The organism is [Pantoea] beijingensis, assembly GCF_022647505.1.
Taxonomy (GTDB): Bacteria; Pseudomonadota; Gammaproteobacteria; order Enterobacterales; family Enterobacteriaceae; genus Erwinia; species Erwinia beijingensis.
On sequence record NZ_CP071409.1, the window covers coordinates 655987 to 670172 of the forward strand.

Sequence of the window (14186 nt, forward strand, 5' to 3'; positions counted from 1 at the left end):
TTTCAATAAGTTAGAGTATATACTGAGCGCGGGAGCAAAAATGAGGTTGCTATGTTGTTAATTTTACGTGTTGCCATTGTTTTTATTTGTTCTTTTCTACTTTGTATATTCGGTAGTATTTACTGCTTGTTCTCTCCCCGTAGTCCTCGCCATGCGTCTAAGTTTGCCCACATACTTGGCCACTTGCCGCGTGTATTGGGCGTGAAAGTGGAGCCACGTAAACCGGCCGGAGCGGAAAATTTTGGTAATGCCATTTACATTGCCAACCACCAAAGTAATTACGATATAATCATTGCGGGAAGTATTGTTCAGCCCAATACCGTAACCGTAGGGAAAACGAGCCTGTTATGGATCCCCTTCTTCGGCATTCTTTACTGGCTCTCGGGAAATCTATTAATCGATCGGAATAACCGAGCGAAAGCACACGGTACGATTGGTGATATTGCGGCGCAATTCAAGAAGAAAAAGATCTCGTTCTGGATGTTTCCGGAAGGGACGCGCAGCCTTGGGCGCGGTCTGCTACCGTTTAAAACCGGTGCGTTTCATGCTGCCGTTGTTGCAGGTGTACCGATTATTCCTGTGGTGGTTTCAAACACCCATGAAAAATTCAACTTCAACCGTCTGAAGAATGGCCTGGTGATTGTTGAAATGCTGCCACCAATTGATGTGACGGAATACGATGCGCGGTCGGTGCGCAAGCTGGCAACCTACTGCCGTGAGTTGATGGACGCCAAGCTTAAAGAGCTTAATGCCGAAGTCGCGATGCGCGAGGCAAACGATACGGTTTAATCGTGTCTGGTCCGGACCAGGGATTTACGGCAGAAGCTGAAACGAAAGCCGGTTGGCTGACAGGTTTTTCAATTTAGATGATCCGGCGGAGAGAGAGGGCTATCAGTAATAGTTCCAACCTCTCCGTAGCCTGAAAGGCTATGAGTATAAAGCGTCAAAAATATTCATCTCCTCACAATCATAAAAAAGGAAAGCGGCCCCTCTGCAGCCGCATTTAGGGTACGGAGTCTTTTTATGTCCTTCAGTCGACGTCAGTTTATACAGGCATCGGGCATCGCCCTGTGCGCGAGTGCACTGCCCCTGAGCGCCCGCGCAGCCGGTAATGGTACGCCGTTGCCGGTTCCTCCCTTGCTGGAGTCACGTCGCGGGCAGCCGCTTTTCCTCACGTTACAGCGCAGCAACTGGTCATTCAGTGGTGATAATAATAAAGCGCCAGTATGGGGAATAAATGGCTTATATCTCGGCCCAACTGTGCGCGTCTGGAGCGGCGATGACGTGAAACTTATTTATAGCAATCGTCTGGATGAGCCGGTTGCGATGACCGTCAGTGGCCTGCAAGTGCCTGGAGCCTTAGCGGGCGGTGCGGCACGGATGATGTCGCCAGGCGTCGACTGGTCGCCAGTGATGCCCATTCGTCAGGCTGCGACAACCTGCTGGTATCACGCGAATACACCCAACCGTATGGGGCCGCATGTCTATAACGGGTTGGCTGGCTTGTGGCTGGTTGAAGATGAGATAAGTAAGTCTTTACCGATTCCTAACCATTATGGCGTGGATGATTTTCCGCTGATCATTCAGGATAAGCGCCTCGATAACTTTGGCGCGCCACAGTATAACCCACCGGAAAATGGTGGATTTGTAGGGGATACGTTATTAGCGAATGGAGTGCAGAATCCCTACGTTGAGGTTTCACGTGGTTGGGTAAGACTACGCTTGCTCAACGCTTCTAATGCACGTCGTTATCAGCTGACCATGAGTGATAATCGTCCTTTTAATGTGATTGCCAGTGATATGGGTTTTTTACCGGCACCGGTTGCGGTGCAGCAGCTGTCGCTCGCGCCGGGCGAACGCCGCGAAATTCTGGTCGATATGTCGCAGGGGGAAGAGGTATCGATTATGGCTGGTGTAGCGGCGGGTATTATGGATCGCTTACGTGGCTTTTTTGAGCCCTCCTCTATTTTGACGTCTACGCTGGTGCTGACGCTGCGCCCAACCGGTCTTTTACCTCTGGTGACGGACAATTTGCCCATGCGCCTGTTGGCCGATCAAATCATTGACGGTTTGCCGAGTCGGACGAGAGAATTCCGTTTTGACGAGGCTCTCCCGGGGATTAACGGTGCGATTTGGGATATGAACCGCGTTGATGTGCAGACGCAGCAGGGGAGCTGGGAGCGCTGGATTATTCATTCTGACACGCCGCAATCTTTCCATATTCAGGGGGTGATGTTCCTGGTGAAAAGTGTCAATGGCGCACAACCGATGGGTGAGGATCGCGGCTGGAAGGATACCGTCTGGATTGATGGTGATGTTGAGCTGCTGGTATTTTTTGCACAATACGCTTCAGCGCATTTTCCTTTTCTTTACTATAGCCAAACGTTGGAAATGGCCGATCGTGGAAGCGCCGGACAGTTGCAGGTACAGCCTGTGGGGGCTTAGCCAGGCTGAGTGCTTCAGTTGTCACTGATACGGGCGGTTGAAACCGCCCGGTAAATCTTAGTTAAAAGCTTCTGGATCCGGGCCTAAGCGATTGCCTTTATCCAGCGTGGCGATGTCAGAGATTTCCGTTTTCTCAAGGCGGAAATCAAACACCTTAAAGTTTTCTTCAATTCGTGATGGCGTAATGGATTTAGGAATCACGACCAATCCACTGTCCAGATGCCAGCGAATAACAACCTGTGCCGGGGTTTTACCGTATTTTTTCGCCAGATTTTTAATCACGTCCTGATCAAAAACGCCTTTGCCGCCCTGTGCCAGCGGGCTCCAGGATTCAGTCTGAATCTGGTGCATGGCATTCCATGCATGAAGCTCACGCTGCTGCAACATTGGGTGCAGCTCAATCTGGTTAACAACTGGCGTCACGCCCGTTTCATCGATCAGACGCTTTAAATGAGCCTGGTTGAAATTACACACACCGATGCTTTTTGTCAGCCCCTGTTTTTGCAGTTCAATCATGGCCTTCCATGCATCGACATAGTTGTCTTTTTCCGGACAAGGCCAATGCATCAGATAAAGATCGACGCTCTCTAACTGCAATTTTTTCAGGCTGGTTTCAATGGCCTGCTCCGCATTAAGCTGATCATCGTTCCACAATTTAGTGGTAATGAAGATATCGTCACGCGGTACGTTAGTTTCCTGAAGTGCCTGGCCAATGGCCTCCTCATTCTTATAGATAGCTGCGGTATCGATGGAGCGATAGCCGACTTCCAGCGCTTTCAGGGCCGCGTTACGTGCATCTTCAATGCTGGCCTGCCAGACGCCAAGACCAAATTGTGGCATTTGGTTACCGTCACGGAGTTTAATTACGGGTTGATCTGCCATGATATCTCCTGTTGAACCCTTATCTTTGGCAACACCGCTGTGCTAACAGTGACGACGACTGCCATTGTGTAGACAACAGAGTACAGACTGCACTTAATGCTTGTATCTCGTGAGTCTTTTGCCGTATTGCCTGCGACTTGGGTTATCTGTGGTAGTCGGTACCAACAGCACCGACTGAAACTAAGAGTTTAAGTTTAGTTAAGAATACGCATTTCGGTAAAAATATCGCTTACTACAGGCTGCAGAAGCCGCCTGTAGTGATACTTATGCCGTGGTGAAAGCGTCCGGATATTTCGGATATTTGAATCACCATACTTTCAAGCGATCAGCGCGCGTCTTCGTAGATTTTGCGGCTAACTTCCAGTGTGATGTCTTGATGCTCACCCAGTTGCGTAAGCCCTTTTTCTTCCAGTTTGCCCAATAATGCAGGGATAGAACTGCCATCAAGCTGGTAATCTTTCATACGGGTTGGTACACCCATGGTTTCGAAGAATTCGCGCGTAGCAGCAATAACGTTATCAATGCGCTGCTCTTCGCTACCTTCCGTGATGCCCCAGATACGTTCTGCGTATTGCAGTAATTTCCCACGTTTCTGTTCGCGTTTGATGTTCATCAGTGATGGCAACACAATGGCCAGGGTTTGGGCGTGATCCAGATCGTGCATAGCGGTCAATTCGTGACCCAGCATATGGGTTGCCCAATCCTGTGGCACGCCAGCGCCGATTAAGCCATTGAGGGCCATGGTGGCGCTCCACATCACATTGGCGCGGACATCGTAGTTTTCCCGATCTTTAAGAGCCTTAGGACCGTCTTCAATCAGTGTCAGCAATAAACCTTCGGCAAAACGATCCTGTACTTTGGCATTGACCGGATAAGTCAGATATTGCTCAATGGTATGGACGAAAGCATCAACAACACCGTTGGCGATCTGACGATCCGGCAGAGTATAGGTATATACCGGATCGAGCACGGCAAACAGCGGCTGAACAAACGGAGAGTGGAATGACTGCTTATCGCCGGTCGCACGGCGCGTAATGACCGCACCGTTGTTAGATTCGGAACCGGTGGCAGGCAGCGTCAGTACTGAACCCATTGGCAGCGCCTGTTGGATAGTGGTACCGCCCGTTTTCAGAATGTTCCATGGCTCATCGCCGTAAAATGCTGCAGCGGCAATGAATTTTGTGCCATCCAGCACTGAACCACCACCCACGGCCAGCAGAAAGTCAATTTTCTCAGCTTTCACGACTTCTACTGCTTTCATCAGGGTTTCGTAGGTTGGATTTGGCTCAATACCGCCGAACTCTTTTACATCGAAGTCTTTCAATACACTGTATACCTGATCCATCACGCCAGTTTTTTTCACGCTACCACCGCCAAAGGTGATCAGAACTTTGCTACCAGCTGGAATTTCTTGGTTCAGATGAGCAATCTGGCCTTCGCCAAATAAAATGCGGGTTGGAGTATGAAGAGTGAAATTATTCATTATTGTTATCCTTATATCAGTGCATTTACGTCATTAAACTGGTCACCATTGTCAGGATTATCGCGCCGTCCCTCAATGCTCATTCCTGCATGAATATTGCCTGTTTCTCCTGCTGTCTGGAGAATTGTGCAGATAAGAGGCATTATGCAAAGGGTATTTTATATGTAGAGAGAGAGGAAAAATGGATCGTGAAGCCATCTGTATCCGTCTGGCACAACAGGTTATTGGCTTGATGACGCATGGTAAAACGTCGCTGGCACCAGTAGCTGATGTCAATCTTATCTATGCCAGCAGCCCGTGTATACGTACGCCTGTGATGTACAAACCCGGTATCATTATCCTGTTTCAGGGACAGAAAACGGGCTACATCGGACCTAGCGTATTCAAATACGATGCGACAAAATACCTCATGTTGACTGTTACCTTACCCTTTGAATGTGAAACTTTTGCGACGCCGGAAACACCGTTGGCCGGGATTTCCATCCATGTTGATACCATGAAATTGCAGGATCTGCTGATCGATATTGGCAACGACGACAGTTTTCATCCTGAACCGAAGCACTGCGGCATTCATTCGGCATTGCTAACTGAAGAGATGCTTTGTGCCGCTGAACGATTGCTGGATGTGATGTCCAGCCAACGTGATGCGAGAGTGCTGGGGCCGCAGATTGTGCGAGAAATTCTCTATTATGTTTTGATGGGCCCCTGCGGTGGGGCATTACTGGCGCTGGTTAGCCGACAAACGCAGTTCAGCCAAATTGCTCGTGCGCTGCGTCATATTGAACATAACTATACCGATAACCTGAGCGTTGATCTGCTGGCATCCGAGGTGAATATGAGCGTATCGGCATTTCATCACAATTTTAAAGCCGTCACCAGCACGTCACCGCTGCAGTACCTTAAAAGCTACCGTCTGCATCAGGCGAGGATCATGATGCTTCATGATGGTTTAAAAGCCAGCACGGCGGCGATAAAAGTGGGGTATGAAAGCGCCTCGCAGTTCTCGCGGGAATTTAAGCGCTATTTTGGTGTAACGCCCGGTGAAGAAGTAACACGTATGCGGCAGTCCAGTTGATCGGGTGCGCTGCGATGATATTGGGTACAGCAAAACACCGGGACGCGGTCATCCGCCCCGGTGTTTTTTTATCCGGCGTGGCGTTTCTTAAGTTTCTGTTTCCAGATGACCAGAATGCTGCCAGCCAGCCCGATAAACAACAGCGCCACGGGTAAAATAATCAATACTGCCATCACCTGGTCTTCATGGCGTTTGATAAAGGGTACCTGGCTGATACCGTAACCAAAGGCCACGACAATCGTGACCCAGAGAAATCCACTAAGCCAGTTGAAGAACTGAAATCGCCCATTTTGTAGACCAGAAATACCCGCCATGGTGGGCAATAAGGTGCGTACAAAAGCGAGAAAACGTCCAACCAGCAGCGCCATCAGTCCATGGCGGTTAAAAAGCTGCCATGCCCGCTGGTGGTACTGAGCGGGAAGGTGCAGTAGCCACCCCTTAACCAGCCGCGTATTGCCCAACCAGCGCCCTTGCAGGTAACTCAACCAGCAGCCAAGACTGGCTGCAGTGGTAAGAATAACCAGAGTGGGGACAAAATCCATCACCCCTTTCGCGACCATAGCTCCCGCCAGTAGCAGCAAGCTGTCGCCCGGTAAAAAAGAGGCGGGGAGTAAACCATTCTCAAGAAAAAGCGTAATAAACATTACGCCATATACAATCCAGACAACATCCGGATTGGCCAGCGCAGCAAAATCGTGATGCCAAAGCGCCTGAACAATCTCATGCAAAACACCCATGTTATATCCTGTTTACTGCCGTTACCTTGTAATTGTAACCGCAAATAGGCAAGCACCATCTTGATCTATAACGCGAAGAGCCGCGCTGTCCGTGTCCTGACTCTCGGCAACAATTACCCTTGCTGGTGATTCGATGCTGCTGACTAATTGGCGATGGCGCTCATTTTTCTGCAACCCGAATGACGCAGGATATCTGTTATACGGCAATTCGCGTAAAACCTGCGGCCAGGTCATCGATAAGATCTTCAACGTTCTCGAGACCAATATGAAGGCGAACCAGCGTCCCGCTGAAGTCGACGCCTGCAACGGGACGGATTTCCGCGAGTTCTTCCGGCTGATTAGCTAAAATCAGTGATTCAAATCCGCCCCATGAGTATGCCATGCTGAAGTGGCGAAAATGATCCAGATAATCGGCAAGCTGGGCAGAAGTGAGCTTTTGTTTCAGTACAAACGAGAACAGACCGCTACATCCGGTGAAATCGCGTTTCCAGAATTCATGGCCTTTGCACTGCGGCAGAGCGGGATGATTCACCACGGCTACTTCAGGGCGTTCTGCCAGCCAATGGGCAATGTGAATACTGCTCTCCTGGTGCTGGCGCAGGCGAACGGCCAGCGTGCGCAACCCTCTGCTGGTCATATAAGCCGTATCAGCATCGACCATCTGTCCCATCAGATAGGAGTTCTCGCGCAATTGCGGCCAGCAACGCGCGTTGGCCACCGCCGTGCCAATCATGGCATCAGAGTGGCCGACCAGGTATTTGGTTCCTGCCTGAATCGAAATATCAACACCGAAATCGAGGGCGCGAAACAGAATGCCCGCGCTCCATGTGTTATCCAGCATGATGATCGCTTCAGGGGCTTTGAGACGAATGGCCGCAACGATAGCCGGTACATCCTGAACTTCCATCGTAATGGAACCCGGGGACTCCAGAAATACAACTTTGGTATTGGGCTGCACCAGCTCAGCAATCTCGGCTCCGATGCAGTGGTCAAACCAAGTGGTTGATACGTTCATTTTGCTCAGGATTCTGGTACAAAAATCCTGCGTTGGCTCATAGACCGAGCCGCTCATTAAGACGTTGTCCCCAGCCGCCACAAACGCGAGGATGGCATTGGCCACTGCCGCCGCTCCACAAGGGTAAAGCGCGCAACCGGCACCGCCTTCCAGCTCAGTCATGGCATCCTGCAGTGAAAAGTGCGTTAAGGTGCCTCGGCGTCCATAGAACAGTTCACCACTGGCACGGCCTGCTGTCGCTCGCTTTTTATCGGCGACGGTATCAAAGACCAGTGAAGAGGCGCGTTGAATCACGCTATTGACGGAGCCATGAGTGAATTTTTTTGCTCGACCTGCGCCGATAAGCGTGGTTTCAATTTTCTTCGTCGTCATACCAAAGACGCCCCGCTAAACCCTGAATAATCGTGTTGATAACTTATCACGTTTCCTTGCTGCCGGATCATGTTGATTGAGTATAAACATCATGAAATAGCATAAAAAAATGGCCGGGAGAAACCAGCCATTTTTCAGCAGAGTGGGTGACGAAAGAGGCGTCGTTGCCATCCCTGATATCGGCGTTACAGGACGCCCATGACGCCCGGTAGCCACAATGAAATTGCCGGGATATAGGTAATCAACATCAGCACGAAAAACAGCAGGCAATAGAACGGCACCATGGCTTTCACGACCTGTTCAATTTTTTGCTTGCCTACCGCACTGGCAACAAACAGTACTGAACCGACTGGCGGTGTAATCAAGCCGGTGCCGAGATTGAGCATCATAATCATGCCGAAATGTACCGGGCTGACGCCTAAGGCTGTGGTCACTGGTAACAACACCGGGGTCAGAATCAAAATGAGTGGTGCCATATCCATCAATGTGCCGATGAGCAGCAGCAGAATGTTAATGCACATCAAAATGACGTACTTGTTATCAGAAATGCTGGTAAAGAAATCAGTAATCAGCTGCGGCAGCTGCATAAAGGTCATTACCGCGCCAAACCCTGCGGCGAAGGCGATTAGCACCATCACAATCGTTACCGTTTTGATAGTCCGGAACAGCAGGATATGCAGCTGATTCCATTTAAAATCACGATAAATAAACATGGTAACGAAGAAGGCCCACAGGCAGGCAATGGCCGCAGACTCCGTCGCGGTAAAGACGCCAGTCAGGATCCCTCCCAGGATAATCACAATGGTGAATAACCCCCAGAAGGCGTTAAAAAAGATCTTCACGGCCTGGTTAAACGGCACCCGTTCACCTTTGGGATAGCCCCGTTTACGGGCAAAGCCGATACACATCACCATCAGGCACAAGCCGAGCAGTAATCCTGGGAAGATCCCGGCAACAAAGAGCGAAGAGATAGTGACCGTGCCGCCAGTTGCCAGTGAATAAATCACCGAGTTATGGCTAGGAGGCGTTAGAACCGCCTGTACTGAACCACTGGCGGTGACGGCGGTGGCAAAATCCCGAGGATAACCTTTTGCTTCCATTTCCGGGATCATCACCGAACCAATTGATGCCGTATCGGCAATCGATGAACCGGAAATGGCACCAAAAAAAGTTGAGGCGACAATATTCACCAGCGACAGCCCACCGCGAATAAAACCGACAAAAATATAGGCAAAATTGACCAGCCGCCGAGCGATACCCCCCTCCGCCATAATCGCGCCAGCGAGAATAAAGAAAGGGATAGTGAGTAACGAGAATTTATTGATGCCGTTAGTAATCTGAATCACTACCGCCTCTGGCGGCAGTTCAATCCACCAGGCACCAATAAAAGCACTTAACCCTACGGCGAAGGCCACCGGGAAACCAAAAGCCAGTAACACCAACAGACTGCCAACTAAAATCAATGCATCCATGATGAACTCCGAATCAATGGGTACCACCGAGTACGACAAGTGGACGCTGTGATTGCTCACCACACACCAATCGTTCAATAACAAACAGCAGGGTGAACACGGCGCCAATTGGAATGGGGAGATACATTTCGCCGAAAGTGACAGCGGGCATTGCCGCCAGTGGCTGGATCCACATGGCCTGACACAATCCGTAACTGGCGAGAAAAACCACGATACAGGTTGCGATCATCAGCAGATCGCACACAATATTTGCCAGGCGTTGGCCTTTTGGTGAAAGTCGATCGGTGATCATGGAGACGCAGATATGCGTACCCGCACGGAAACCTACGGGAGCCCCGATAAAGGTGAAAATAATGACGCAGACAATTGCCACCGGTTCTGGCCAGGAGAGTGCATCATCCAGTGCGTAGCGAGCAAAAATACCGATGGGGATAATAATCACCATGATCATTAAGGCAATCGCGGCCACCACCATGCACAGCAGATAGAGCATATCCATCAGTCGTGAATAAGCAGACATAGAAAGTTACCCGGATAAAGTGCGCCAGAACATCGCTCTGGCGCGGAGGAGGATTATTTGACTGCGGCAATCTTCTGCATCAAATCCTGATAATTCTTACCGTATTGATCGCGTACAGGCTGCGTGGCTTTCACAAAATAATCACGGTCGATATCCTGGAATGTGACGCCGCCCGCTTTCATTTTCGCAACGGACTCATCGTTATATTTTGCCCACAATACGCGTTCCTCATCTTGGGCTTCTTTACTCAATTTTTTCAGCAGGGCCTGATCGTCTTTCGACAATTTGTCCCATGAGAGTTTGGAGAAGAGAATCATCTCCGGCTGAATAAAGTGGCCAGTCAGGGTGTAGTATTTGGTCACTGGCATATAGTTGTGGGCGACAAAAGTGGGTGGATTGTTTTCCGTACCGTCCACAACGCCGGTTTGCATAGCGCTGAAGACTTCACTGACGCCCATCCCCACGGGATTCGTGCCCATAGCTTTTAGCGTTGCCAGGGATATCGGACTGTTCTGAACACGGATTTTCATTCCTTTAAAATCTTCCGGTTTCTGCACCGGTTTTTTGGTGATCATGTTACGTACCCCGGCATCCGTCCAGCCGAGGAAAACCATGCGTGTATTGGGATCACTATCGAATTTGTCGGTGATTTCTTTGCCGACATCGCCATCCAGAACTTTATGCATATGGTCTACATCACGGAAAACATACGGCAGAGTGAGTACGCTGGTTTCCGGTGCGATGGTCGTGACGGGAGCCAGAGACACGCGAATCATGTCGATTGCGCCAATTTGTACCTGCTGGAGCGTTTGGTCTTCATCCCCGAGTACGCCGCCCGCAAAGACTTTTATTTCCAGGCGGCCATCAGTGGCCTGTTTAAGCTTATCCCCCATATGCTGTAAGGCGACAACGGTGGGATAACCCGCAGGCTGAACTTCAGCCACCTTTAGCACTTTTGCGCTGGCGGCTGTTGATGCCATCATTGCTGTGGAAACCAGTGAGACCGCGAGTATTAGTTTTTTCAACCGCATTTTATTTTCTCCTGCGCGTAATGAGGAATCCCGTATTGGCGCCATTGGGCTTTGAGGTATGAGGTCAGATGCCACCGGGGCTGTTTCAATATAGAGAAAATGTGTTGGTTAAAAATTGCCTTCTTGTCAATTGGATGAATCGCATCACATTATCAAAACGATGTTTTAATAATTTTCTATTCGATATCACAAAAGCAAAACATACCAGGCTCTCCGAGGCGTAGAAAACAGGTTTTTGCCTGGCATAGTCAGGTAACTTTGTAAATAGTAATGAGAACCACTATCAATTCAGCGCTAATTTGGTATGATCCGCGACTGTTTTCTGTGTGTGGTTAAAAAGGTTGGAGACGCAGAGTGGTGACCGATAATTTGATGCAAACGGACCTTTCCGTTTGGGGCATGTACGATCATGCCGATATCGTAGTAAAGGCGGTAATGATTGGGCTGTTGCTGGCATCCGTTGTGACATGGGCCATCTTCTTCAGTAAAAGCGCAGAGCTATTATCGGCAAAACGTCGCCTTAAGCGCGAACAGCAGGCGTTAGCAACGGTACGTTCGCTGCGCGAAGCGGCAGAAACCTGTAACAGTTTTTCCGCACAAAGCTTAAGCAAGCAATTGCTGAATGAAGCGCAAAACGAGCTTGAGCTTTCTGCCGGTTCAGATGATAACGACGGCATTAAAGAGCGTACGGGGTTTCGTCTGGAGCGTCGAGTGGCGGCGTTGAGTCGTTACGCAGGGCGGGGCAACGGTTTTCTCGCAACAATAGGTGCTATCGCGCCCTTCGTCGGGCTGTTTGGTACCGTTTGGGGCATCATGAATAGCTTTATTGGTATCGCAAAGACGCAAACCACGAATCTGGCCGTTGTTGCTCCGGGTATTGCTGAAGCCCTGCTTGCCACGGCAATTGGGTTGGTTGCAGCGATCCCGGCAGTCGTTATTTATAACGTTTTTGCCCGTATGATCGCGAATTATAAAGCCTCTTTAGGTGATGTTGCGGCCCAGGTTTTGTTACTGCAGAGTCGTGACCTTGATTTAGCTAACAGCGCAGATTCGCACCGTGTTTCTGCCGCCCAGAAACTGCGGGTAGGTTAAGTATTATGGCCATGCGATTAAACGAAGATCTCGACGGCAACGGTGAGATGCATGAAATTAACGTCACGCCATTTATCGACGTGATGTTGGTTCTACTGATCATCTTTATGGTTGCCGCACCTCTGGCAACCGTCGATGTCCGTGTTAATTTGCCTGCTTCGACCAGTGCCCCTCAACCGCGGCCGGAAAAACCCGTTTATCTTTCTATTAAAGCGGATAAACAGCTGTATATCGGCAATGAAGCCGTAAATGCTGATGACCTGGTACGCGTACTTACCACGCAAACCGAAGGTAAGAAAGATACGACTATCTTTTTTCAGGCAGATAAAACGGTCGATTACGAAACGCTCATGGGCGTAATGGACTCCCTCAGACAGGCGGGTTACCTCAAGATCGGTCTGATGGGAATGGAAACCACCAAGAAATAGTTCGGTAGCGGAAGGGAACTCCTCTCTCCGCTACGCCCTCTCATTTCGATTGTTGTGCCCCGCATTCGCCCCCCTTTGATGTCATATTTGTTGGTCTTTAGTTACTAATTTTGCAGATTTGTAAACTGAAATGGTGATTGTTGTCACATTAAGTGACTGCTTCTCGCGCTAAAAACAAGGGGGAGAACATAAGGAAGCAAGCAATGACTATAACCACTTCAGTTACCAGGACGTCACCGAGTGGCGCAAAAACTATCTTCAGCGCAACCAGCGGCAATTTTCTGGAAATGTATGATTTCATGGTATTTGGCTATTACGCTTCAGCCATTGCCAACACTTTTTTTCCGAGCGACAACCCCTTTGCATCACTGATGCTAACGCTAATGACCTTTGGCGCTGGCTTTTTAATGCGTCCTTTAGGGGCCATTATTCTCGGGGCTTACATTGACAATCGTGGGCGGCGTAAAGGGCTATTGCTGACACTGGTATTGATGGCCATAGGAACACTGACTATTGCTTGCGTACCTGGCTACGGAACTATAGGTGTGGCCGCACCGATTTTGATCCTGCTTGGTCGATTGTTGCAGGGTTTTTCCGCGGGTGTCGAGCTCGGGGGAGTATCGGTTTACCTCGCCGAAGCGGCACCAAAGGGTCGTAAAGGCTTCTACGTTAGTTGGCAGTCGGGCAGTCAACAAATTGCGGTTATCTTTGCCGCACTGCTGGGGCTTCTGCTGAATCACATGCTGGAGAAAGATCAGGTAACTGAATGGGGGTGGCGCATACCCTTTATCATCGGTTGTATGATCGTCCCGTTTTTGTTCTGGATCCGCCGTATGCTCGAGGAAACGGCAGCGTTTAGTCAGCGTAAGCATCATCCACCGATGCGTGAAATCATGCGGTCAGTCGCAAGCAACTGGGCACTGGTACTGGCGGGCATGCTGATGGTAGTCACGACCACAGTGATGTTCTACATGATCACCGCTTTTACGCCGACGTACGGTAAGACCGTTTTGATGCTGAGTGATAGAGCCAGCTTCCTGGTGACCCTGTGCGTGGGTATCTCTAATCTGTTTTGGCTACCGGTCATGGGGGCGCTATCCGATCGTGTGGGACGCCGGCCGCTTCTGATTTTTTTTGCGATTCTCATGATTTTTACGGCATGGCCTACGCTGCACTGGCTGGTTGGCGCACCTGATTTAATACGTTTGCTGGAGGCTGAGCTCTGGCTGTCGTTTTTGTACGCCAGTTATAATGGCGCAATGGTCGTCTACCTGGCTGAGATCATGCCGGCGGAAGTTCGGGCGTCTGGGTTTTCTATGGCTTATAGCCTGGCAACGGCACTGTTTGGCGGTTTCACCCCCGCGATGTGTAGTTACCTGATACATGAGACGGGTGATAAAGCGATGCCTGGGGCTTGGCTGACGCTGGCTGCGCTGTGCGGGTTAATCGGTACATTCATCATTAATCGACTGGTACGGCAATATCGGATTAAACATCATACTGATCCAGCGGCTGCTTGAGTCTGGCAACGGGTGTATTGGGAACAGGCGATGCATCCGTTGTCTGCATTGAGTGACAAAAGAGCCGAATGACCTATAATAATTATCCCCATCTTCAATCTGGCCTGTAACAGA

The 14186-nt window shown here is 49.9% G+C and carries 13 protein-coding genes; 6 read left to right on the forward strand and 7 right to left on the reverse strand.

Annotated features, from left to right (window positions below):
• Nucleotides 1–51: 51 nt before the first annotated feature.
• Complete coding sequence (locus J1C60_RS03000; RefSeq protein WP_128178486.1) at nucleotides 52–789, forward strand: 1-acylglycerol-3-phosphate O-acyltransferase; 738 nt, start codon at nucleotides 52–54, stop codon at nucleotides 787–789.
• A gap of 234 nt (nucleotides 790–1023) precedes the next feature.
• The gene (gene ftsP, locus J1C60_RS03005; RefSeq protein WP_128178485.1) at nucleotides 1024–2445 is read left to right on the forward strand and encodes a cell division protein FtsP; all 1422 of its coding nucleotides are present in this window, start codon (nucleotides 1024–1026) and stop codon (nucleotides 2443–2445) included.
• 57 nt (nucleotides 2446–2502) lie between these two features.
• Here the strand turns inward: ftsP and dkgA are convergent, their stop codons facing one another.
• Nucleotides 2503–3327 (reverse strand): 2,5-didehydrogluconate reductase DkgA, encoded by an 825-nt coding sequence (dkgA, locus tag J1C60_RS03010; RefSeq protein ID WP_128178484.1) that lies wholly within the window; start codon nucleotides 3325–3327, stop codon nucleotides 2503–2505.
• Nucleotides 3328–3652: 325 nt separating this feature from the next.
• A complete protein-coding gene (gene yqhD, locus J1C60_RS03015; RefSeq protein WP_128178483.1) occupies nucleotides 3653–4810 on the reverse strand; it encodes an alcohol dehydrogenase in 1158 nt (385 codons plus the stop codon).
• Between the two features lie 181 nt (nucleotides 4811–4991).
• Between yqhD and J1C60_RS03020 the strand changes: the two genes are divergently transcribed.
• The gene (locus tag J1C60_RS03020; RefSeq protein WP_128178482.1) at nucleotides 4992–5885 is read left to right on the forward strand and encodes an AraC family transcriptional regulator; all 894 of its coding nucleotides are present in this window, start codon (nucleotides 4992–4994) and stop codon (nucleotides 5883–5885) included.
• A 68-nt stretch (nucleotides 5886–5953) separates the two neighbouring features.
• Here J1C60_RS03020 and J1C60_RS03025 read toward each other — a convergent pair whose 3' ends face one another.
• The 5 genes from J1C60_RS03025 to J1C60_RS03045 all read right to left on the reverse strand — a co-directional run bounded on the left by J1C60_RS03025 (nucleotide 5954) and on the right by J1C60_RS03045 (nucleotide 11032).
• Nucleotides 5954–6622: a DedA family protein gene (locus J1C60_RS03025; protein ID WP_128178481.1), complete on the reverse strand. Its 669-nt coding sequence runs from the start codon at nucleotides 6620–6622 to the stop codon at nucleotides 5954–5956.
• A 196-nt stretch (nucleotides 6623–6818) separates the two neighbouring features.
• The gene (gene metC, locus J1C60_RS03030; protein WP_128178480.1) at nucleotides 6819–8009 is read right to left on the reverse strand and encodes a cystathionine beta-lyase; all 1191 of its coding nucleotides are present in this window, start codon (nucleotides 8007–8009) and stop codon (nucleotides 6819–6821) included.
• Between the two features lie 185 nt (nucleotides 8010–8194).
• A complete protein-coding gene (locus J1C60_RS03035) occupies nucleotides 8195–9481 on the reverse strand; it encodes a TRAP transporter large permease (protein ID WP_128178479.1) in 1287 nt (428 codons plus the stop codon).
• A gap of 13 nt (nucleotides 9482–9494) precedes the next feature.
• Complete coding sequence (locus J1C60_RS03040) at nucleotides 9495–10001, reverse strand: TRAP transporter small permease (RefSeq protein WP_128178478.1); 507 nt, start codon at nucleotides 9999–10001, stop codon at nucleotides 9495–9497.
• Between the two features lie 53 nt (nucleotides 10002–10054).
• Nucleotides 10055–11032, reverse strand: coding sequence for a TRAP transporter substrate-binding protein (locus J1C60_RS03045; protein WP_128178477.1), 978 nt, complete (start codon nucleotides 11030–11032; stop codon nucleotides 10055–10057).
• A 357-nt stretch (nucleotides 11033–11389) separates the two neighbouring features.
• Here J1C60_RS03045 and exbB point away from each other — a divergent pair, with 357 nt between their 5' ends.
• The 3 genes from exbB (at nucleotide 11390) to tcuC (ending at nucleotide 14072) form a co-directional block, all read left to right on the forward strand.
• The gene (exbB, locus tag J1C60_RS03050) at nucleotides 11390–12124 is read left to right on the forward strand and encodes a tol-pal system-associated acyl-CoA thioesterase (protein ID WP_128178669.1); all 735 of its coding nucleotides are present in this window, start codon (nucleotides 11390–11392) and stop codon (nucleotides 12122–12124) included.
• A gap of 5 nt (nucleotides 12125–12129) precedes the next feature.
• The gene (gene exbD, locus J1C60_RS03055; RefSeq protein ID WP_128178476.1) at nucleotides 12130–12552 is read left to right on the forward strand and encodes a TonB system transport protein ExbD; all 423 of its coding nucleotides are present in this window, start codon (nucleotides 12130–12132) and stop codon (nucleotides 12550–12552) included.
• 203 nt (nucleotides 12553–12755) lie between these two features.
• On the forward strand, nucleotides 12756–14072 hold the full coding sequence (gene tcuC, locus J1C60_RS03060; RefSeq protein WP_128178475.1) for an MFS transporter: 1317 nt from the start codon (nucleotides 12756–12758) through the stop codon (nucleotides 14070–14072).
• The last annotated feature ends 114 nt before the right edge of the window (nucleotides 14073–14186 follow it).